The sequence below is a fragment of the Streptomyces sp. NPDC056161 genome (assembly GCF_042268025.1).
Lineage (GTDB): Bacteria > Actinomycetota > Actinomycetes > Streptomycetales > Streptomycetaceae > Streptomyces.
Window position 1 is genome coordinate 61419 of sequence record NZ_JBHJUV010000013.1, and the last position, 20233, is coordinate 81651.

Sequence of the window (20233 nt, forward strand, 5' to 3'; positions counted from 1 at the left end):
CTGCGCTCACCGCCAATGACACCCGGCCGCCCGGCCGAAAGGATCTGAGCAAGTCACAGAGCATCGGGGAAACCCGGGAGTGGACAGAACATGACAACGGTAAAGTCGACCGACTTCGCGCACGCGGAGGCCAGCAAGATGCTGAGCCTCATCAACAACCAGCTTCCCGGCCTCATCCAGCAGCTGAACGGCCACGGTACGCAGCTCAGCGACCCCAACCACTGGGACGGGCCGCTCGCCCAGAAGTTCCGGGGAGAGGTGTGGCCGCAGGCCAAGGGGGACCTGGACCGGATGAAGTCGTCGCTGGAGCAGTTGCAGCAGCAGGTGCAGAAGATCCTCACCAACATCTCGCACGCCGGTGGCGCGTGAGAGGGGACACGAGCAGGAACTGAGCGGGAATCTCCATGCCTGACACCGAACAAGCCCACCCGTGGACCGGCGAGCTGACCGCCGACGACCTCGGCCGGCTCGGCGCCGAACCGCTGCGCCGGACGGACCCGGTGACGATCGGCCCCTACCGGGTACTGGCCCGGCTGGGCAGCGGCGGGATGGGACGGCTCTTCCTCGGCCGGGCCGTGGCCGCGGACGAGTCGCAGCCTGCGGCGTACACAGCCCGGGACCTGGTGGCCGTCAAGGTGATCAGGCCGGAGTACGCCGAGGACCCGCGGTTCCGCCGCCGCTTCGAGCGTGAGGTCGAGACGGTGGGGCGGGTGCACGACCGGTACACCGCGGGGCTGCTGGGCTCGGGGTTCGACGAGGACGAGCACCTGTGGATGGCGACGGCCTACGTCCCCGGGCTCAGCCTCGACGACGCGGTGCGCCGCCACGGGCCGCTGCCCGCGCCCGTGGTGTGGCGGCTGGCGGTCGAGGTCGGGCAGGCGCTCGCCACCATCGCCGCCGCCGGGATCGTCCACCGCGACCTCAAGCCGTCCAACGTCCTGCTGGGCGTGGACGGGGCCCGGGTCATCGACTTCGGGGTGGCCCACACCGCCGACACCAGCACGCTGACCATGACGGGCCAGCACGTCGGCACCCCGGCGTACATGTCTCCCGAGCAGGCGAGCGGCCGGCAGGTCGGCAACGCCTCGGACGTGTTCTCGCTCGGCTCGCTGCTCGCGCTCACGGCGTCCGGCCGGGCGCCGTTCGGCGAGGGGTCGACCGGTGACGTCATCCACCGGCTGATCTACGAGCCGCCGAGCGCGGACGTGGTGGACCGGGTGGCGGAGAGCGCCCCGGCCCTCGCCGACCTCGTACGCCGCTGTCTGGACAAGGACCCGGCCGCCCGGCCGTCTCCCCAGCAGATCGTCGACGAGGCGCGGGAGCGGGACCCGGCGCGGGAGTGGCCGGGGCCGGTCGCCGAGGTGATCGGGGGGCGCGCGGCGTGGAGCGGGCGGACCGCCGCCGTCTCGCCCGTGGACCAGTTGACGGTCCTGCGGCGGGGCGCACCGGTCCGTACGCTCAAGCAGGAGGCCCCCGGGCGGCGGCGCGGACTTGCGGTCGGCGCGGCGCTGGCCGTCGTCGTCGCCGCGGCCGCCGCCGTGGTCGCCTTCGTCGTACCCGGCCACGGGCCCTCCCGTGGCGAGGGGGCGAACGTGGCGGTCGCCACGTCCGTCCCGCCGGACGCGTCGCCCTCCGCGCCGCCCAGCCACACGCCGAAGAAGCATCCCGCCGCGCACCCGTCACGCACGGCATCGGACACCGCCCCGCAGGTGCCGCCGCACGAGCCCGGCGACCCGGGCGGCGCGGTGGACCGCCGGCCCACCGCGCCCCAGCAGCCGCCCGAACCGCCACCCACCAAGATCGTCACTGTCGGGCCGACACACCCGTCGGCACCGGCGTCCAAGAGCGAGCCCTGGAAGACCTGCACCTTCTACTCGGGCTCCGCGCTGACGCAGTACGGCGATCGCGGCAAGCGGGTCAGCGAAGTCCAGTGCATCCTGCAAAAACGCGGGTACGACATCGGCGCGGGCGGCGTCGACGGCCAGTTCGGCGACGACACGCGCGCCGCCGTCAAACGGTTCCAGCAGCGCAACGGCCTCCGGGTCGACGGCCAGGTGGGCGTGGAGACCTGGCCGGCGCTCCGTGGATGAGGCGGACGCGCGCGGCGCGGGCGTGGGCCTGGGCCAAGGCGCCCCCGCGACACCGATCGCGCGTCAACGGCCTTCACCACGACCGGCTTTCACGATGACGGGCCTTCGCTACCGCCGTTTTTCACGACAACGGACCCTCCCTACTACCGGCCTTCACGACAACGGACCTCCACAAGGAGAAGAGGCGAATGGCGCAGACCACGGAAGCGCGCGCTGCCGACTGGCTCGACCGGCAGCTGACCCAGCTCAACGCGAGGCTGGACAAGTTCCTCCAACTCCGCACCGACCAGCGCAAGGCGCTGCTCGGCTCCTCGCAGAGCGTCAATTGGCAGGGGAAGAAACGGGAGCAGTTCGACTCCGACTTCAAGAGCCAGCATGACGCGCTGGTCGGCCTGAAGGAAGCCGCGGCCTCTTTCCAGCGGACGGTCGCCCAGGTCCTGGCCGAAACCCAGAAACCCCTCCACTGACGAGAAAGTTCCCTCTCCATGGTGTCGGCGATTCCCGAGAACCTCATCAAGTACTCCGCGACCTGCACCGCAGCCGCCCAGGAGTTCCAGAACTGGGTCAGCAGCGTACTGACCCCCGCGCTGCTGGCGTACCAGAACACCGGTCACCCCTGCGTCGCGCTGGACGCCGACGTCGCGGTGGCGATCTCTCGGGCGTACTACACCGACCGGGACGTGCACGACGTGGCGCGGGCGTTCCAGCAGACCCAGCACAGCAGCGCACTGGGGTCCGGCGGACTGGTCAGGGCCCCTGAATCGGACGTCGACACGGCCTACAACCAACTGCTGCGGCAGAACCAGGCGAAGATGAAGGAGGGTGCCGCGCTGGCCGCCAGGCTGACACCGCTACAGGACGTCGACGACCGCGACAACCCCGACGCCGCTCGGCCGATCGTCGAGGAACTCGCCAAGCACGCCGACGACCCCTATTTCTGCGCCGGGTTCTTCAACGCGCTGACGCTCCAGCCGCATCTCACCACGGTGCTGGCGCTCGGCGGTATCCCGGCTCTGGTCAGCGCGTACTCCAGCGGCGCCGTCAGCCCGCGCACCACCGCGATGGTCGCGGCCCGCATCGGGATCCCGGCGGTCGTCGGGGGCCCGGAGAGCCCCACCAGCCCCTTGTACCGGATGACCAGCGAGCAGAAGGCCCAGTTGCTCGACGCCTTCGCGGCCAACCCGTCGGCGTCCTACCACCTCGCGAAGGCCCTCACGCCGGCCGAGGTGCGCGAGATGTTCTACGGGGACCGGCAGTTCAGCGTCAAGGTGATGGCGATTCTCCAGACCGCGATGAACCAGGAGCACTCCCCGGAGGCGGCCCGTGACCTCATGCACAGGGTGTCGCTCGGGCTGTTCGGGAGCGGGGCGCCGCAGCTGAAGAACAGCGACTGGAAGAAACTGCTGGATCCGGTCCGCGCGTTCTACTGCGCGGGCCTGCTGAACGGTGTCTCGGCGCCGACCGACTTCTCCCGCGAGGGAGTGGAGGAGTGGGAGCGGGTCACGGGCGCGCAGAACGGTGAGGACGTGGCGCTCTTCCTCAAGGCGCTGCACGACGCACAACCCGACCACGAACTCATGAAGAGCATGCTCCAGGGCGGCTATGTGAACGCGGCGTTCCTGACAATCGGTTTCCTGGAACCGGAAGCATGGCTTGCCAAGATCGCGTTCTCGGCGGCGGTGGGCGTCGTGCAGAGCGCGGTCTCGGCGAACGACCCGATCATCGAGAACCTCGGCCTCTCGGACGGCAAGCATCCCGACACCGACGATGTGAACAACAAGCTCGCCGTCGGGGGCTTCACCCATACCCTCACCCTGCTGGCCGTGCGCAACCAGCTCCGAGACCCTTCGGGGCGCCTGGTCCACCTCACCGGTGACGCGAAGACCGACGAGAGGACCATGCGGAAGGTCCTCTCCGGTGACCTGAACAAGTACACCGTCGGCGGCAAGAACGGGGCGCATGTGCAGGAGTTGCTGGACGCGTACAAGTCCGAGGAGCTGGAAGCGGCGTTCAAGCCCCTCGCCAGCCCGAGCTACAAGCCGTCGTACGGGTGAGGGCGGTGGGCACGCCGGGACCGTGCGGCCCTGGCGCGGACACCGGCCGCGAAGCGGCGAGGTGAGGATGAGCGGGCCGCGGTGGTGGCCTGCTCGTCCATGAACTCCGCGCACGAGCAGGCGACCGCGCCGCCCCGGCCGGCTCAGCGGTCCGACGGAACGATCTGCGGTGTGCCCCTTTCGAAGGGGACGGCAACGCCGCCTCCTTGACGTTGCTCCCCCACGGTCAGCTGCCCCGCGCCGTACGTCCCCAGCCACCTGCGGTATTCACCGGGAGGCATCCCGAACGCGACCTTGAAGGCCCGGTTGAACGCCGCCGCGTCCGCGAACCCCCACCGTGCGCCGATCGCCCCGACGGGGCGGTGCGCAAGACCGGGCTGCGCCAGATCGGTGCGGCACCGGTCCAGTCGGAGTTCCCGGATGAAGGTGCCCACGGTCTGCTTCTCCCCGCGGAAGAGATGATGCAGGTAGCGCACCGAGATGCAGTGGGCGTTCGCGACTGCCTGCGGTGACAGGCCGGGATCCATCAGGTGTGCCTCGATGAAGGCTTTCACCTCGCGCAGCAGCACGGCCTGCCGGGTCTCGGGCGGTAGGAGGTTCTCCCGTTCCGCGAGGGCGCCGAGAAAGGCGCAGACGAGTTGGACCACGGCCGACCCCAGTCGCTCGGCCTCCAGCCCGGTCCACCGGCCACTCGCCAGCCCTTGCAGGAAGTCCGCGAGCAGGGCGCCGCTGCCCTGCGCGGGAAGCCTGCGCGACAACAGCTCCCGTATCGACCGGTCCGGCAGCGGTACCACGTGTTTGGGCAGGTGGAGAAGGATGATCCGGGCGCCTTCCGGCATGCGCATCTCGAAGGGCCGCGACGTGTCGTACAGCAGCAGGTCGCCGGCCTGGACCTGGGCCCGGCTGCGTTCCTGGTCCACCACCATGATGCCGCTGGCCACGTAGGCCAGCTCCCACAACTGGGGATCGGACTGCCGGATCAACCGCGCGGTGCGCGCCGAAGCCAGCGTCGGGAACGACAGCACCGACAGGTTCACGGGCCCGAGGGGTAACGCGGCGGTCGACGCCCGGAAGTCGTCCTGCTCGTCACAGAAGATGTGGACGGGCGGAAGGTCCTGCCTCACCCGGTCGCACCACCAGTCGAACCTTTCCGCCTTCGGCACGTCCGTGGAATACAGCTCGGCCCAACCCATCCTGCCCCCGATGACTTCCCTGTCGACGACGCCCCGTTCGTCGGACGGGACCCCTGCCGAGCTAGTGCCCCGGCAGGCAACGTTCGCCCCGTCGCGACGCCCGGCACGCACTCTCGCCGCACCGGCCGAAAGCCCAAGTACGTCCAGTACGAGGACTTCCGGCCGGCACACCGAGAGCACGCACCGAACGCCGCTCCTTGACGGGCAAACGTTGCCTGCCGAGGCACTAGGTTATCGGCGGCTGCCGGGAGGTCGGCGGTCGTTCCGGCCGACCTACGCCGCCCCGGCGGACTGTGGGTGAACCCCCTGATCGCCCGTGAGGGCGTCGCCCGTACTGGCGCCGGGTCCGCCTCCCGGCGGACAATGATCCGCCCTACACACGTGCGCAGGCAGGGAAGCAGGTGAACCCGGTTGCGGGAACGGACGACGCAGGACCAAGGAGCACCGGCCGGTCCGGGCGGACGGACCGGCCCGAAGCCACGGGCCCGCGCGACGCCTCCCGCGGGCTCCCCCGGGACGGTGGCCCCGCCTCCACCGTACGAACCCGCGTCGACACCCCGAGGCGGCCCCGGTGGACGGGCCGCCGCCGTGAGCGCGGCTGCTCCGGTCGCGTACGACCTGCCGGAAGCGGACGACGCACCGCCGCCGTCCCGTCCGGCCGGGACCTCCGGCGTCCCCGGCACGCCCCGTGTCGCGGCGCCGCGCCTGGTCGGCCGGGCGGACGAACTCACCCTGCTCACCGAGGCGTTGACCCGGCTGCCGAGGACACCAAGGACACCAAGGACTCACAGCAGGCACCGGACGTCTCCGCCGCGCCCGCGGACACCGCGTGGCAGCAGTTGACCGACTACCCGGAGCGGGTCATGGACAACGGCGTCGCCACCTACCAGGGCAGGACCTACTCCGTCGGCGGCGTCGCCCAGATCGTGGGCGGGGTCGGCCTCACGGACGGCTACGTCCACGACCCGGCGACGGCCGCCTGGTCCGCCATCGCGCCGCTGCCGCAGGCGCTACAGAGCCCCACGGCCTCCTTCCTCGGCGGCACCCTCTACCTCACCGGTGGCTGGCACGGAACCGCCGGCGCGAGCGAGCCGCAGTCCACCGTCTACGCGTACCACCCGGTCAGCGACACCTGGACCCGCGTGGCCGACCTGCCGACGCCGCTGGCCACGGCCTCCGCCGCCGTGTACGACGGCAAGCTGTACGTCATCGGTGGCTCCACCGACGACGGCGACCACCTCACCTCGGCCGTCCACCGCTACGACCCCGCCACCAACCGGTGGAGCCGCGTCGCGGACTATCCGACGGCCGTGCAGTGGTCCGCGTGCGAGGGACTGGAGAGCGGCGTCGTCTGCGCGGGCGGCGACACCCGTGACGCGGGCGGCCACACGGTGGGCCTCGCGACCACGTACACCTACGACCCGCACGCGAACACCTGGACCCGCAACGCCGACATGCCGTACACCGACTGGGGGGCCTCCTCCAGCGCAGGCAACGGCGAACTCCAGGTGGTCGGCGGCATCGTGGGCGCGGACGGCACCAACCAGGCGCTCCAGTACGACCCGGTCACCGGCCACTGGAGCCACCTGCCCAACGCCACCTACCCCGTCTTCCGCGGCGGCGGCAGCGGGTGCGGTCTCACCCAGGTCGGCGGGGCGATCGCCGACGGGCTGTCGTTCCCCTCCGGCAACCGGCAGGCCGAGACGCTGCCCGGCTACGGCGGCTGCGCGGAGGACGACGCCACCTGGCTGAGCACGAACAAGCAGAGCGTCGAGATCGCGCCGGGGCGTTCCGTCACCGTCCGGGTCACCGTCGACTCCGCGGCGCTCGGCGCCCCCGGTGGCTACGCGGCGGACCTCTCCCTGATCACCGACACGCCGTACGCGTCGGCACCGCTGTCGGTCACCACGAAGGTCACGGCCCCCGCGTCCTGGTCACACCTCAGCGGCCGGGTGACCACCGCCGCCACGGGTGACGCCCTGTGCGGTGCGACCGTCACGCTGTGCCCGGCAGGTCACGCCACCTGCCCGCACCCCACGGCGACGGTGGCCACGGACAGCCGGGGCGGGTACGACCTGTGGGTCAAGCCGGCGCCGGGCCGTTACACCGTCACCGCGACCGCCGACGGCTTTCTGGCGGCCGGTCAGAAGGTGAAACTCACCCGGGGCAGCCGGACGACGGCCGACCTGGCGCTGCGCACGTCCTGACGCTCGGGGCCCCGCGCACCGCGGAGTCCTGACCGTGCGCTCCGCACAGCACCGTGTCCCTCGCGGACCGCGCGCCCCCGAAGCGAAGCCCCTGACCGGCCGCGCCGGTCAGGGGCTTCGTCACCTCCGCGCTCACCGAGGAACGACCCCGGCCCCACGCGTCGGGCCGGGCGGCTCGGTGCCGGGCCGCGGGTGGTCAGAGGGGCTGGAGCCGGGTGTGCAGGAGGCAGAACTCGTTGCCTTCCGGGTCTCCGAACGCATGGAACTACATGTTCTGTGAGGTCCGGAAGTGGCAATATCCCCGCCGGTCAGCGCCGTAAAGCACCCGGTGCGCTCCCCAAAGCGTATGGAGAACGCAGCACAGCCCCGTGCCCTGTCCGCCATCCGTCTGAGCGTCGCGACCGACGAGACCACCTCACTCGGTCGACAGCGTGAGGCGAACGAGAAAGCCGCCGCGTCGCTGGGCGCGGTGATCGTCGGTGAGGCTGAGGACCTGGACGTGTCGGCGTCCAAGACGACGCCGTTCGAGCGCCCCCAGCTTGGTCCCTGGTTCGAGCGCCCCGACGACTTCGACATGATCATCTGGTGGTGCCTGGACCGTGCCGTCCGGTCCATGGCCGACATGTCCGCCCTCGTCGGGTGGGCGCGCAAGCACGGCAAGCGACTGGTGTTCGCTGAGGGACCGGGTAGTGCCCGCCTCGAACTCGACATGGGCAACGTCATCGGTGAGCTGATCGCCACGCTTCTGGCGTTCGCCGCGCAGATGGAAGCCCAGTCCATCGCAGAGCGCGTATCGGGCGCCCAGGCGGCCATGCGTGCGATGCCGCTTCGGTGGCGTGGCTCGCGTCCGCACTACGGCTACATGCCCGCGAAGCTGGAAGGCGGCGGCTGGACCCTGGTTCCCGGCCCTCACGCGGTCGAGGTCATCACACGGATCCTCCGAGACTTGAAGGAGGAGAAGACGGCCAGCGTCATAGCGGCCGAACTAAACGCCGAGGGCGAGCCTTCCCCTCGCGACTACTGGGCGCTGAAGAACGAGCGCGGGACTGGAGGCAGGACCGGCGGGACGAAGGGCGAGGGCGTCACGCGCAAGCGGTTCAAGTGGACTCCGGGCATCATCAAGCGTCTGCTGACGTCCCCGGCGTTGATCGGCTGGAAGACGCACCAGGGCAAGCCCGTACGCGACAGCGAGGGACGCCCGGTCATGGCGACGGACGAACCGATCCTCACACGGGCTGAGTTCGACGCTGTAGGCGCGCTGTTCGCACAACGGACGATCGAGAACCGGGAGCGCGCCGATACGGACGCGCTGTTGCTGCGGGTCATTCACTGCGCGGGATGCGGGGGCCGGATGTATCTGAACCGGCAGAACCGGGGGAAGAGCCCTCAGGCTGCTTCGTACAACTGCAACGCTCATGCGCGGGGCGAGACATGCGCGTCCCCTGCCTATGTGAAGGCGGAATGGGTGGACGAGTACGTACAGCGTGAATTCCTGCGCCTGGCGGGCTCCCTCAGCGTCGTCACGACACACACCATTCCCGGGTACGACCCCGCGCCGGAGATCGCGGCCACGGCCGAGGAGTTCGAGGAGCATCAGAGGCAGGAGGGGCGCCAGAAGTCCAGGGCTGCGCGGGAAGCGTGGCAGCGTCGCGCGGACGCGCTGGACGCGCGCTTGGCGGAGCTGGAGAACACACCGAAGGTGGAACCGCGCCGGGAGGTGGTCAAGACCGGTCGTACGTACGCCGACGAGTGGAACGACAGAGATGTGGTCGGCAGGCGGCGGATGCTGGTTGGCGCTGGTGCGCGGCTGACCGTGAAGCGGGGGACTCGGGGCGGCTGGCGGCGCCTGGACGAGTCGCGCGTCAAGTTCACCGTGGAGGAAGGGGACTTGGCTGATGCCCTTGATGAGTTGTCGGCCATCAAGTGGGAGGAAGCCGCCTGACGCACGCCTGAGCCATGTTCGCGGCCCGTCCCTGGGAGGTCCCGGGGGCGGGCCGTCGGTGTGTCTGGGGGCAGTCTCCGCCACCGCCCACCGGAACACGTTGATGTGACCTGTATCACGTCACCGAAACTTCATGTGATCGCGGTGTGCCGACCCGATCCGGAGTCGAACCCTTCACTCGTAAACGGAAGGTAACCATTCCGTTTACCTAGAGTCATAAAGTGGTGACGGGTGACGAGAATACGTAGATGTCCAATCGCTTCTGCGAGAGCTGAAGCCCTGCCCCCTGTGCAAACAACCTCGCGGAGCACTCGAAACCGTCACTCGTCACCACCTCGCACCACCGTCACGGGCACCCCTTGCGCTCCCCGGTGAGTGAGGGCAGTTTCCGCACTCCGAACGCTGCGAAGCGCGCGTCACCCGCTGCGTGGTGCCTGCCCTCCGGAGTGCCCGCAGAGCACCCCGGACACCGATCTCCCCCGACTGGTGACACCGCCCTGTATGAGGGGGTGCGCCTTTCCATGGCCCCCGCGTCGGCGGGTGTTGCTCTCGCAGGATCTGCGGCCAGCGATGACGCACACCCCGGCGCGGGGGCTCTTCTCATGTCCGCAGGAAGGAAACACGGTGACCGACACACAGCACGTGATCAACCAGCTCCGATGCCAGATCGCCATCATGGGCGACCTGCTGAGGCTCGCGGCACAGTGCGGGGAGTGGGACACACACGCGAAGTACAAAGCCATGCGCCGCGATCTGAGCGGCGAGCTCCACGGCGCAGTTGACGCTGCCCTGGACGAGGGCACCCTGACCCGGCAGCAGGCCTCGCGCGGTCTGTCTCCCATCGCGAGCCCGGAGACCGCCCGTGTCTTCTGAACCGCTGAACGCTCCTCCAGCGCGCGAGAACACGCCGGACGGACCAGAGCACGGGCACGAGCCTGCCGACCGCCAGGAGAAGCCCGGAGCGGACGCCGAGACGACGGGCGGCACCGCTGGGCATGAGCAGCGGATAGCGGCGCTCAGGAAGCGCGTCGCCGAACTGGAGACGGAACTGCACCGCGAACGCCTCGGCCGCGTTCACCAACTCCCCAACAACGTGGCCGCCCGGATCAACGGCGACACTGCCGAGGAGCGGGAAGCGGACGCCAGGACTCTGGCGGGACTCTTCCGGTCGCGCACATTGCCCCGGGGGCGTGGAGGTCTGGACCCCAACGAACGGGACCGCTCGCGCGCGACTTGGCCCGAAGCATTCCGGCGCGCTCGGGAGAACCAGCAGACGGGCGGCAGCGGCGTGACCTATCTCAGCAACAGCCGGTAATCCGGCGAACGGCAGGAAAGGAACGGAGCATTGGCACTCTTCACCACGGCGCCCGGAGCTGAGGGCATCACGCCCGATGACTACGGGGCTCTTGTCGTCCAGCCGGTACAGGCGGAATCGACGGCCTTTCAGGTCTCCACACAACTGACCACGGCGTCCACCCGGATGCATCTGCCGATCGTGGTGGAAGACGCCGGGGCCGCATGGGTCAGTGAGGGAAACGAAATCCCCAACGAGAATGCGCCCCTTGGGGAAGAGGTCGTCATTCCCGCCAAGGTCGCCGGACTGACGGTCGTCTCCTCCGAACTCGCGGAGGATTCCAACCCCGACGCGCAACAGATTGTCGGCAACGGCCTCGCCTGATCCATTGCACGCCGGGTCGATGCGGCATTCTTCGGAAATCTGCCCCGCCCGGCCCCGAATGGAATGGAGAAGCTGACCGGTGTTACGTCTGTCCCGGCCGGCCGTAAGTGGACCAACCTCGACCCCTTCCTGTCAGCCATCGCGGCGGCAGAGAACGTCGGTGCCACGCTGACCAGTTTCACCGCGCATCCGAACGATGCTCTCGCCCTGGCCCAGCTCAAGGAACAGCCCGGAAGCAACCGGCCCTTGCTCGGCTCGGACCCGACCACGCCGACACGGCGGGTAATCGCTGGCGTTCCGCTGTATGTCTCTTCAGCCGTCACGCCGGGCACCGTGTGGGGAATACCACGGGACCGGGTATTCGTCGTACAGCGGCGTGACGCACGCATCGACATAAGCACGGACGCCTATTTCAGTTCTGACCAGGTGGCCGTGCGCGGCACCATGCGCGTCGGATTCGGCTTCCCGCATCCTCCTGCAATCACCAAGGTCACGTTCACGCCGTGAGTAAGCAGAATCGGGGGCTGCTACGCACTATCGCGTAGTAGCCCCCTTCGGGTGGGGCGTTACCCCCTGCCCGCAAGCGTATAGCAGCTCAGATCGTGTACGGGTTCCAGGGCTGCCAGGCCTAGAGGTGCTTTCGGGCTTCTTTCTCCAACATAGCGGAAGCTCTTATCAGATCCTGAATCAGTTCGTTTGTGTACTGGATCTCCTCTTCGGAAATGCGGGTTGCCTGGTCCATCGCTCGCCACTGGTTGAGGGTGCTGCGCAGGTAGATCACGTTAACCATGGCGAAGTGCGCTGGTTCAGCGACCGTGGAGGGCCCTTCGAGGCCAACCGCCACAGTGTTGCGCTCAAGTGAAGTTGAGAGACTCTCGATCTCGCTCAACCGCTCATCAACGGTCCCACTGGAGAATTGAAAGGTTCCCGCTATTGGGCTTCCTACGATGAGCTGGTGTACCTCGTCGAGTCTCCACCTCACTTGGGCAAGATCCAAGAGATAGTTCTTGTACGCCTCACGTCGGGCCTGCCGCTTGCTCAGGCGTGAGGTTGCCTTGGCCGCGACATACGCGCCCAACCCTGTTGCGACGGCGCCCGCGAGCGCCCCCAGTATGGCTGCCAGTCCTTGATCCACGAGGCCCCCAGAGCGGGTTGAACTATTCAACGCTCCAAGGGTAGTAGGAGGTGCGACATGCCCGGACCTATCCCCAAGCGCAGCGATCAACGCCGACGACGCGACAAAAAGGATGGCCCTGAACTGGTGAAGGCTCCGGGAGGCGTCGCCCCGGCCGTGCCTCCGGCGGATGAGGATCTGCACCCGATCGCCGCGCGCTGGTATGCGTCGCTGGGTGAGTCCGGACAGTCCCAGTTCTACGAGCCGTCGGACTGGTCCATGGCCGTGTACCTCGCGGAAGCCATGAGCCGGAACCTGAAGTCCGGCCGGTTCTCTGCTCAGTTACTCCAGACCGTGGACTGACCTCCTGACTTCGGAGGGCGCCCGGCGCCGAGCGCGTCTCTGTTAGAAAAAATAACCTGTACTTCAATCCTTTGCGCCCACCAACCGCACGTAGTTACCATGCCGGCATACAGCGGTCAATCTGTAGCCGTCCGGAACGGCAGCAAAGAAGCCCTTGGGGTCATCAGCGGTCCATGAGTGCGGCGTGAGTGGCAGGTACGCAATTATCCGGTCCACCACTCCGGCAGCGCTGAACATAGCGGTTCGGTCAGAGGCTCCTACAATCAGCGCGGAACGCGCTCCTGTGGCAATCAATTTACTTATGGTTTCGGCGGATTTCTCGCACGGTGACAACAATGGCACTTGAAAGACTCCGTCGCCGTGACTTTTCCTTCTTCCCTCCTCTATTTCTCCGTCCTCAGCAATTATTAGATCATGTGACCTGCGAAGAAAGGGCAGGGCTTCCTGCACGGGACTCTGGCTCATCCCCCGAACAGGCAGCCCGTGTTGATCAGCCTCGTACAGCCACGTGATGAAAGGGCGTGAGTTCTTAAGCGAGGCAAGCCAAGGTCCCAGGACCAACAAGGCTTCGTCTTGGAGGAAACCACACTCGACTTCAACACCCGCACGACGCAATAGTGCCGCGCCGCCATCTCCCCGTGACGTCGGGTCCATAACGGCAATCAACACCCTTGCAATATTGGCATTTATCAGGGCTTCCCGACACGGCGGTGTACGTCCGTAATGATTGCAGGGCTCAAGGGTGACAACTGCAGTTCCGCCCCTTGCTTGATTCCCAGCCGCCGCAAGCGCGTTTGTCTCTGCGTGCGAGTCCCCCTTTCGGACGTGGTAACCTTCACCGACTGTACGACCTGCGCTATCGAGAATTACGCAACCGACTGGCGGGTTTGGGCTTGTGGAGCCCAACCCGTGAGCGGAAATTGCGATTGCACGCCGCATTGCAGTCAATTCGATCGCCCTGGCCATGTTAGAACTCCGTCTCACTTCTAACGGCGGTGATCAAGTTAGCGACGGCCGGAGAGTCACATTTGACGCCGATCGCATTTGCGACAGATACCGCTTCGTTAAGCGTGCGGGTAGAACCGGAAATCCGCGCAATTTGAAGTGCGGAAGCGGCCTCAGTGGCCGCCGCATCATATTCGCCAATTCCCGCGTATGCCATGGATAGTCGCACTTGTGCTAGGCCGCGGTCTCGCTGATATACGTCTGGAAGCTCGACCAATGCGCGTTCGAATACTGGGACTGCTCGGTCCGGGCGTGACATAGTGAGCCAGCAATTAGCTCGTTGGATTTCGATATAGCTCGGAGTGCAGAAGTCTCCATGCCCTGTGCGTCCGTCCCCCTTTGCATCGGGAGAAGCGGCGAACGCGTGTGCCTCATCAAGCCGCTGCTGGCATGCCCTCTCGTCTCCATCCAGCGCGTACCCGTGTGCCTCCTGTTGTCGCGCCGCCGCGCGTACCGGAGCCGTAAGAGCCGCTGCGTTCCGCTGGACGGACTGAGCCAGACTGATGGTTTGGGCCGCATTCTTTCGCGTTGTTGCCTGTTGACTTCTACGGAACAGCGTCCAAGACACCATGAGTTGGTCTCCTGATTCGGTAGCCCATTCCATGGCTTGCCGTGTCCACTTCTCCGCGCTTGCCATATCGGCGGAATCCTCATGCAGCCAAGCTGCTGATTCTGCATACTTTGAAGCAAGTCCCAGCACCTCATGTCGCTGATTTCCTCGGACATGCTCCAGCAGTGATTCAAGGATAGAGAGCTGTTGATGTACAGACGCAAGGGCGTGGCGCGGGCCGAACAGATTGTCCATTCTGACTAGAGCATGCCACATATCCTGTAGATGCTCGATGGCTGCATCCACCTGTGAGTCCTTGAGCTTGGGGAAAGATGCCGACTTGAGTGCCGAGCCGGATTCGAGGACGGGGACCTGTGAAATTCCAACCCCTTGTAGGACTCCACCAACGGTTCCCGCGAGTATAGAGCGCCGATTGATAGCCATAAGTTGCTTCCTCCCCTCAATCCACACCGAGACCAAAAGCATGTCATGTGAGTCAGATAAGAAATCGTCACCCCGGAGATCCGAGTACTCGATATTAATTTCATCGCTGTCGCCCATTCTTGGAATGGGTAGAGCGCCCGATGTTTTCTGATCAGCAGAATCGGGATAGGTCGAAGCTTCCGGCCGAACGCTGTCTTCCGGGGAACCCTGCCACGGCCGTCTTGGCAGGCCCAGCATTTCGCCCGGGATACCGAATCCATCGGCCACGCGTTCCATGACTTCCTGCCCACGGATGCCGCGAACGCCTCGGATGACGTCGCTCACGCGGGAACTGGTCATCTTGCCGATAGCCGCCGCCATGGCCGCGTGGCTTGTCCCGGTGCGCCGGTTCACGAGCCGGAAGATCTCTCGGAAGTTCCGTGCTGCGCAGGCCTGTTGCATGGCCTCACTTTGGAGAAGCGCGTCGGGGATCGTCAGGGGATAGCTGCTGCGCCGGTTCTCGTGTTCGTCCATGGGCCACCTGAGCAGGGACGGCAGTGATCTCTTCAGAGTAGTCCGAGCCGCGCGACGGGGTTCCCCAAATGCCCGGTAACGGGGATCCCCAAAGAGGGTTGTGGGGTTCCCCGTTCGCACTTCCCCCTGGTGACGTGCCTACTCGAAGCTCTGGAGACGGCACGCATCCGTGCCGGGCAGCGAGTACCCCCGCGACGGTGCGAACGTCCGGGGGCGCGGCCACCAACCGATAAGGGGTTGACGACAGTGCCCAAAGCTACAACCGGACTCCTCGGACTGTGCCGTCTGGCGGATGCGGGATCGGGGGCGGTGCGGTGAGCAGGGCCGAGACCGACGCGCGCCGGTGGGAGTACACGACGTACGCCCCGGCCGGAGAGACCTGCCCGGCGTGCGGGAAACCAGTCAAGAGCCTGGAAGGCTGCCGCCGGGGACTGCTCGCCCGGCGGGACTCGTCTCCGGTCGTGGCTTACTGGCACATGGCTTGTGCCCTGAAGGAGGCGGGGCGGTGATCCCCATGGTCCAGTACAAGAGCGCGCGTGCTGAGGCTGATCACACAGCGGCTCTGCTGCGGGCGGCCCTGCAACGCGCCGGGATCCCCGAGCACGAGACGGTGTGGGTGCGTGCCCTGGTCACCAACAAGGGACGGGCGTACGTGGAGATCGGGGTCCTTCCGGTCGGTTCGGCGGTGAAGCTCCTGAACGCGCTTCCCCTGGCGCTGGGGACATCGGAATGAGCCGCGCAGTTCTGCGGTACGTCCGCCACACGATCCGGCATGAGGCAGCGTCCCCAGTCACCTTTCAGGCGTTCTGCGCCACGTCCGACTGCGGCGAGAGTTCCGGACCGCAGAAAGACCAGGAATCGGCGCAGGACTGGTGCCTGCGGCACACCGGCCGGACGGGTCATGACCTCTTCCGGAGAGTCGTGACCGACCACGCGCGCGTGACCCGCGAGGAGTAGACCCCGGCACGCTGAGAACGGCGAGCAAGGCTCAGCGTGTCGGTCCGGCCCCTGTCGTGTGCTTCCCCCGTGGCGCATGGCGGGGGCTTCCGCATGCCCGCTGACCTGGTGTATCTTCCAGAACCGCTAGTTAGAGGCGTTCGGGTCGGCCAGGACGTACCAGTTCTCGGTACCGGTCTGGCCGACGTCGGCCCGCCGGGCGCCGAGCGCGAGCAGTCGTTCCAGTTCCGCGTCCTGGTCGCGGTCGGTGGCGTTGACGTCGAGGTGCAGGCGGAGCTTCCCGGGCCGCGGGTCGCTGCTGGGGCTGAGGACGAGGGTGGGCTGCGGGCCGCCGAATCCGACGCCGGGCGGCCCGATCTCGATGCTGCCGTCGTCCTCCCGGCCGAGTTCGACATAGCCGAGGACCTCGCTCCAGAAGGCGGCGAGCGCGTCCGGGTCGGCGGCGTCGATGACCAACTCACTGATACGGCATGCCATGCCCGGCAGTGTACGCAGCCGAGCCCGAGGGGGCGGATCGCCGTCAGCGTGCTGGAGGTCGACGAGCCGTGCGCGCGGCCGGCCGCTGTAGGCCGTCCGGAGGCATCGCGGATGATGATCCGCCGGATCACCACGGATTCCGCCGGATCACCGCGGATGATGGTGCTCGTCGAGCCCCCGCCCCGCAGCGCTGGATCTCCTGGAGCCGCGGCGTGGTTCGGACGATCCGGCGACGTCACCGCCAAGTGCGCGCCGGGGAACGCCGACGGGGGCTCACCGGTGTCGCGGCCGGAGAGGTACCCCGGCAGATGCGCGGCGTCCGGTGCGGTGTACCGCACGGCGGAGCATCGCCCGCGTACCGGATGTACTCGGGTGATGCGACAACGCGGCGTGGGAGTCCCTGTCCGCACGAGCGCGGCCGGGCGTGCGGGGGCCGCAGCCGGGCGCCGCGGGCTGGTGCGTCTGTCCGGTCGCGGCACCGGACGGCGCCGCGACCGTGCGGCGCCCCAGTGCCGGCCGAAGAGAATCCGGGAGGTGACCAGGTGACGACTTCCCGCTGGTCCGGTGTGGGTGCCACGCTGCGGGTGCTGCTGGTCCCGACGAGCACCAGGCGGTCACCGGCCACCATGGTGGCGATCATGGTGGTGCTGCTTCTGACAGGTCTGCCTCTGGGCTGGCTCGGCGTCGAAGACCTCCGCGGTGCCCTGACGTACGCGGGTCGTATGACCGGTGCCATTCTCCTCCTGATCTCGGTCACCACGTTGTTGGGCGCCGCGGCGGTCTGGGACCACTGGCTCCGGAACCGCATCCCCTACTCCGGCACGGCCGCGCTGATCGGCACGGTCGCCGCGTTCCTGACCAACGCCATGCTGCTGCTCCTGACCTTCAAGGACGTGGATTCCACGGCCTACCGGGTGCTGTGGTGCCTGATCACGGTGGGTACCGCCTGGGCCGTCTTCGCGGTGTGGCGGACGTCGATCGAGATCCCCGCTCCGAAGCGGGTGGCCGCGGCAGTGATCGTCACCGGGGTCATCGCACTGGCGAATTTCGGCTACGAGCGTCTCTACCAGCCGTACCAGCGCGGGGCCAGGCCCGTGGTCAAGATGACCGTGGGGGCGCCGGTGCTGAGGCAGGACCGCAAGGCATTCGCGGTGCCGATCGACATCAAGGTGGAGAACCAGAGCGACGTGGGCTTCTACGTGCTCGGCACGGAGTTCCACGCCATGGGGGAACGAGTGGCGCTGAGCGAGACGGACCGGAAGCGCGAGCAGTGGCGCCAGGACGCGAAGAAATGGGAGGCGTACCAGGAGAAGCACCCGCTCTCCCGCAGGGAGATCCAGCAGCCCGGCGAACTGGTGGCGGCGCAGCCGTTCGTGCCCGCCGGGAACTGGATCGAGGGGGGTGACACGTTCGTCACCCAGACGGTCGTGCAACTACCGCTCGACACCCCGTACGACCAGCTGGCGTTCTATGCCAGCGCGAACTTCGCGCGCAAGGACCGGATGGGTCTGGAACAGATGGCTCTGGCCGGGTACTCCTGGAGCGGCAGCGAGATCCCCCAGTGGCTGAAGACGAAGAAGGAGGTCGACTACGTCGTCTATCGCGGCAGGGTGCACGAGAACAACGCGATCGCCACGCACACGAGAGCGCCCCGTTACGTGACGGTGTACTGGGAGTTCGGCGTCCACGGTGCGGGTCTGGTCCAATCCATCAGGCGAAAGGGCGAGGAAGACCACATCAACACCGAGTCGGAGGACCGTGAGCTGGAAAACCGGTACGGCATCGTCGACGTCCTGACCGGACCGATCGAGCGGACCCTGTGGGACGTCAAAGGGCGATGACCGGCACGGCCGTGTCGAGCGCGGGGGAACGCCGCCCCCACCGCTCCAGCCACACCACCAGGGCGAGGGAGCTGTTCAGCCGGTCCCAGGAATAGGCGTCCCCCATGCCGATCTGCGCCTCCCGCACCGCCCGGCACAGCGTCTCGACGTCGAACATCTCCGTGATCAGCGGATTCTTCGCGGACCGGCAGAGGTCGACGAGTTGGTCGCCGTGCGCCCGCAGGCCACGGGCGTACAGCTGGTTGAAGGGGACCTTGAACGTCCGGCCGCGGATGCGGGGCGGGAGGAGATCCGCCATGGCCTCGCGCAGTACGGCCTTGGGACGGCCCGGCCGGAACGTGGTCTCGGCGGGCAGGCGGCGCATCGTGGCGACGACCTGCGGGTCGAGGAAGGGGTGTGAGAGGAAGAACCCGTCCTGCCGTGCGCGGCCCCAGGACAGCGGGTCGGGAGCGGCGATGTAGTTGGCCGCGTCGTACAGGGACTGCTCGGGCCTGCGCCCGAACACGAAGCGACTTTCCGAGACGCTGGCCTCACGGTAGCCGTGAGCCCGCGCGAATCGGGCTCGCAGCCACCGAGGTCGGGCGAAGGTGCCGAGGTCGCCGAGCACCGTTCCTCGGTGGCGGACGAGGGCGGTGATCCGTTCGGCCGTCAGCGGAAGCGCGGGCTGCACCACGTAGGCGCAGACGACGTCCCGCAGCCCCCGCTCGTCGCCCGCGGCCCAGGCACGGGCCTGCCGCGTCAACTGCCAAAACCGCCCGGTGCGGGCCAGCCGGTGCAGGTGGAACGGGTTGGCGTCGGCGACAGGATCCGCCCCGCAGCCCGTCAGGAGGGTGTCACAGCCCAGCTCTGCTGCGGCGGTGTGGAGCCTGCTCCAGAAGGGGGCGCGGAACGCGTGCGCGTGCGGTTCGTCAGCGTCTCCCGCGTGGTGCCGGAAGTCGTCGAAGTCGGCCACGTCGTCGGCATCGACGATCACCGGGCGGGCCGTGGGCGCGTGCCGGCGGATCTCCTCCATCGCCTCGTCGAGGTACGGCTGTTCCCCGGCCAGTTCGCCGCGGCCGAAGCGCCCGGCGAGCAGGACGAGGTTTCCCGGGTCGCCTCCTCCGGTGATCAGGACACGCGCCGCGAGCAACGCGACGCCGGTGGAGTCGGTACCGCCGGAGACATGACATGCCGTCAGGCCGCCCATGCGGCGCTCCACGGCGTTCTCCAGTGTGACGCGCAGGTCCCGCGCGGCTGTGCTGAGGGGTGGTGCGCCTGCTGCCGTCAGCGACGAGACCCCGACCTGAGACGAGCGCTGCCGTACCCGACCGCGCCGCTGCCCGGTGATCGACAGCTCCACCACCTCGCCGCCGAGCACCCGGTGTACGCCGATGAAAGGGGTCAGCTCCGTGTGCGGTTGCGTCAGGTTCCCCGTCAGGTACCGGCAGAAGTAGCGGCGTTCCCACGCCGCTCCACCGCCCAGGCCGCGCGCCGAGGTGCTCACCGCGCATACCCGGCCGCCGGCCGTCCGGTAGAAGAGGGGGATGCGTGCTTGCTCGTCCCGCATCAGCAGGATGCGGTCGCGGCACACCAGGACGGCCGCGTAGTCGCCAGCCGGCAGGCGCGGTGCGGCCCCCGGTCGCCCGAAGTCGTCGAGGAGCCTGCGCGCCCCCGCCACGCGCCCGCCGACCGAACCGACCCAGCCGACGACCACCGCGGTACCTGCCCGTGAGGAGACCGTCGTCACGAGTCCCTGCCGCCCCATGGGCTCGGCTGCCGAGAGCTTCGGTACGCCCCCGGCCCACTCCAGGCGGAGTGCTTCCACG

At 68.0% G+C, this 20233-nt stretch carries 17 protein-coding genes and 1 pseudogene; 12 read left to right on the top strand and 6 right to left on the bottom strand.

The genetic code is table 11. From position 1 onward, the window contains the following. The first annotated feature begins 90 nt into the window (after window positions 1-90). The 4 genes from ACFC09_RS14360 (at window position 91) to ACFC09_RS14375 (ending at window position 4144) form a co-directional block, all read left to right on the top strand. Complete coding sequence (locus ACFC09_RS14360) at window positions 91-369, top strand: hypothetical protein (protein WP_376527270.1); 279 nt, start codon at window positions 91-93, stop codon at window positions 367-369. Window positions 370-404: 35 nt separating this feature from the next. Continuing rightward, on the top strand, window positions 405-2090 hold the full coding sequence (locus ACFC09_RS14365; RefSeq protein ID WP_376527273.1) for a protein kinase: 1686 nt from the start codon (window positions 405-407) through the stop codon (window positions 2088-2090). A gap of 188 nt (window positions 2091-2278) precedes the next feature. Beyond that, window positions 2279-2557 (top strand): hypothetical protein, encoded by a 279-nt coding sequence (locus ACFC09_RS14370; protein WP_376527276.1) that lies wholly within the window; start codon window positions 2279-2281, stop codon window positions 2555-2557. A gap of 18 nt (window positions 2558-2575) precedes the next feature. Further along, window positions 2576-4144: a hypothetical protein gene (locus tag ACFC09_RS14375; protein ID WP_376527278.1), complete on the top strand. Its 1569-nt coding sequence runs from the start codon at window positions 2576-2578 to the stop codon at window positions 4142-4144. A 143-nt stretch (window positions 4145-4287) separates the two neighbouring features. Here ACFC09_RS14375 and ACFC09_RS14380 read toward each other — a convergent pair whose 3' ends face one another. Then, window positions 4288-5307, bottom strand: a complete 1020-nt coding sequence (locus tag ACFC09_RS14380) for a helix-turn-helix domain-containing protein (protein ID WP_376527281.1) — start codon at window positions 5305-5307, stop codon at window positions 4288-4290. 869 nt (window positions 5308-6176) lie between these two features. Here ACFC09_RS14380 and ACFC09_RS14385 point away from each other — a divergent pair. From ACFC09_RS14385 to ACFC09_RS14405, 5 genes and pseudogenes are all read left to right on the top strand, one after another. Further along, the gene (locus ACFC09_RS14385) at window positions 6177-7544 is read left to right on the top strand and encodes a kelch repeat-containing protein (RefSeq protein ID WP_376527284.1); all 1368 of its coding nucleotides are present in this window, start codon (window positions 6177-6179) and stop codon (window positions 7542-7544) included. A 346-nt stretch (window positions 7545-7890) separates the two neighbouring features. Further along, window positions 7891-9486, top strand: a complete 1596-nt coding sequence (locus ACFC09_RS14390; protein WP_376527287.1) for a recombinase family protein — start codon at window positions 7891-7893, stop codon at window positions 9484-9486. Between the two features lie 624 nt (window positions 9487-10110). Then, complete coding sequence (locus ACFC09_RS14395) at window positions 10111-10359, top strand: hypothetical protein (RefSeq protein WP_376527290.1); 249 nt, start codon at window positions 10111-10113, stop codon at window positions 10357-10359. Continuing rightward, on the top strand, window positions 10349-10801 hold the full coding sequence (locus ACFC09_RS14400; RefSeq protein WP_376527292.1) for a hypothetical protein: 453 nt from the start codon (window positions 10349-10351) through the stop codon (window positions 10799-10801). The genes ACFC09_RS14395 and ACFC09_RS14400 overlap by 11 nt, the downstream gene beginning before the upstream one ends. Before the next feature lie 24 nt (window positions 10802-10825). After that, a pseudogene (locus ACFC09_RS14405) lies at window positions 10826-11671 on the top strand (phage major capsid protein); the annotation flags it as partial. A 121-nt stretch (window positions 11672-11792) separates the two neighbouring features. Here ACFC09_RS14405 and ACFC09_RS14410 read toward each other — a convergent pair. Beyond that, window positions 11793-12299, bottom strand: coding sequence for a hypothetical protein (locus ACFC09_RS14410; RefSeq protein ID WP_376527294.1), 507 nt, complete (start codon window positions 12297-12299; stop codon window positions 11793-11795). A 57-nt stretch (window positions 12300-12356) separates the two neighbouring features. Between ACFC09_RS14410 and ACFC09_RS14415 the strand changes: the two genes are divergently transcribed. Next, the gene (locus ACFC09_RS14415; RefSeq protein WP_376527297.1) at window positions 12357-12641 is read left to right on the top strand and encodes a hypothetical protein; all 285 of its coding nucleotides are present in this window, start codon (window positions 12357-12359) and stop codon (window positions 12639-12641) included. A gap of 63 nt (window positions 12642-12704) precedes the next feature. Here ACFC09_RS14415 and ribD read toward each other — a convergent pair whose 3' ends face one another. Together ribD and ACFC09_RS14425 are read right to left on the bottom strand one after the other, a co-directional pair. Then, window positions 12705-13607, bottom strand: coding sequence for a bifunctional diaminohydroxyphosphoribosylaminopyrimidine deaminase/5-amino-6-(5-phosphoribosylamino)uracil reductase RibD (gene ribD / locus ACFC09_RS14420; RefSeq protein ID WP_376527300.1), 903 nt, complete (start codon window positions 13605-13607; stop codon window positions 12705-12707). Window position 13608: 1 nt separating this feature from the next. Beyond that, window positions 13609-15153, bottom strand: a complete 1545-nt coding sequence (locus ACFC09_RS14425) for a hypothetical protein (protein ID WP_376527302.1) — start codon at window positions 15151-15153, stop codon at window positions 13609-13611. Between the two features lie 505 nt (window positions 15154-15658). Between ACFC09_RS14425 and ACFC09_RS14430 the strand changes: the two genes are divergently transcribed. Next, window positions 15659-15886, top strand: a complete 228-nt coding sequence (locus tag ACFC09_RS14430) for a hypothetical protein (protein WP_376527305.1) — start codon at window positions 15659-15661, stop codon at window positions 15884-15886. Between the two features lie 350 nt (window positions 15887-16236). Here ACFC09_RS14430 and ACFC09_RS14435 read toward each other — a convergent pair whose 3' ends face one another. Next, window positions 16237-16587 (bottom strand): VOC family protein, encoded by a 351-nt coding sequence (locus tag ACFC09_RS14435; RefSeq protein ID WP_376527307.1) that lies wholly within the window; start codon window positions 16585-16587, stop codon window positions 16237-16239. Between the two features lie 542 nt (window positions 16588-17129). Here ACFC09_RS14435 and ACFC09_RS14440 point away from each other — a divergent pair. After that, the gene (locus ACFC09_RS14440) at window positions 17130-18428 is read left to right on the top strand and encodes a hypothetical protein (protein WP_376527310.1); all 1299 of its coding nucleotides are present in this window, start codon (window positions 17130-17132) and stop codon (window positions 18426-18428) included. Here the strand turns inward: ACFC09_RS14440 and ACFC09_RS14445 are convergent. Further along, window positions 18415-20232 (bottom strand): asparagine synthase-related protein, encoded by a 1818-nt coding sequence (locus tag ACFC09_RS14445; RefSeq protein WP_376527313.1) that lies wholly within the window; start codon window positions 20230-20232, stop codon window positions 18415-18417. The genes ACFC09_RS14440 and ACFC09_RS14445 overlap by 14 nt on opposite strands. Window position 20233: the final 1 nt, after the last annotated feature.

Bases quoted from the DNA above. Each gene is read 5' to 3' on its own strand.
- ACFC09_RS14360 (WP_376527270.1), top strand. From the start codon at position 91: ATGACAACGGTAAAGTCGACCGACTTCGCGCACGCGGAGGCCAGCAAG.
- ACFC09_RS14365 (WP_376527273.1), top strand. From the start codon at position 405: ATGCCTGACACCGAACAAGCCCACCCGTGGACCGGCGAGCTGACCGCC.
- ACFC09_RS14370 (WP_376527276.1), top strand. From the start codon at position 2,279: ATGGCGCAGACCACGGAAGCGCGCGCTGCCGACTGGCTCGACCGGCAG.
- ACFC09_RS14375 (WP_376527278.1), top strand. From the start codon at position 2,576: ATGGTGTCGGCGATTCCCGAGAACCTCATCAAGTACTCCGCGACCTGC.
- ACFC09_RS14390 (WP_376527287.1), top strand. From the start codon at position 7,891: ATGGAGAACGCAGCACAGCCCCGTGCCCTGTCCGCCATCCGTCTGAGC.
- ACFC09_RS14415 (WP_376527297.1), top strand. From the start codon at position 12,357: ATGCCCGGACCTATCCCCAAGCGCAGCGATCAACGCCGACGACGCGAC.
- ribD (WP_376527300.1), bottom strand. From the start codon at position 13,607: ATGGCCAGGGCGATCGAATTGACTGCAATGCGGCGTGCAATCGCAATT.
- ACFC09_RS14425 (WP_376527302.1), bottom strand. From the start codon at position 15,153: ATGGACGAACACGAGAACCGGCGCAGCAGCTATCCCCTGACGATCCCC.
- ACFC09_RS14435 (WP_376527307.1), bottom strand. From the start codon at position 16,587: ATGGCATGCCGTATCAGTGAGTTGGTCATCGACGCCGCCGACCCGGAC.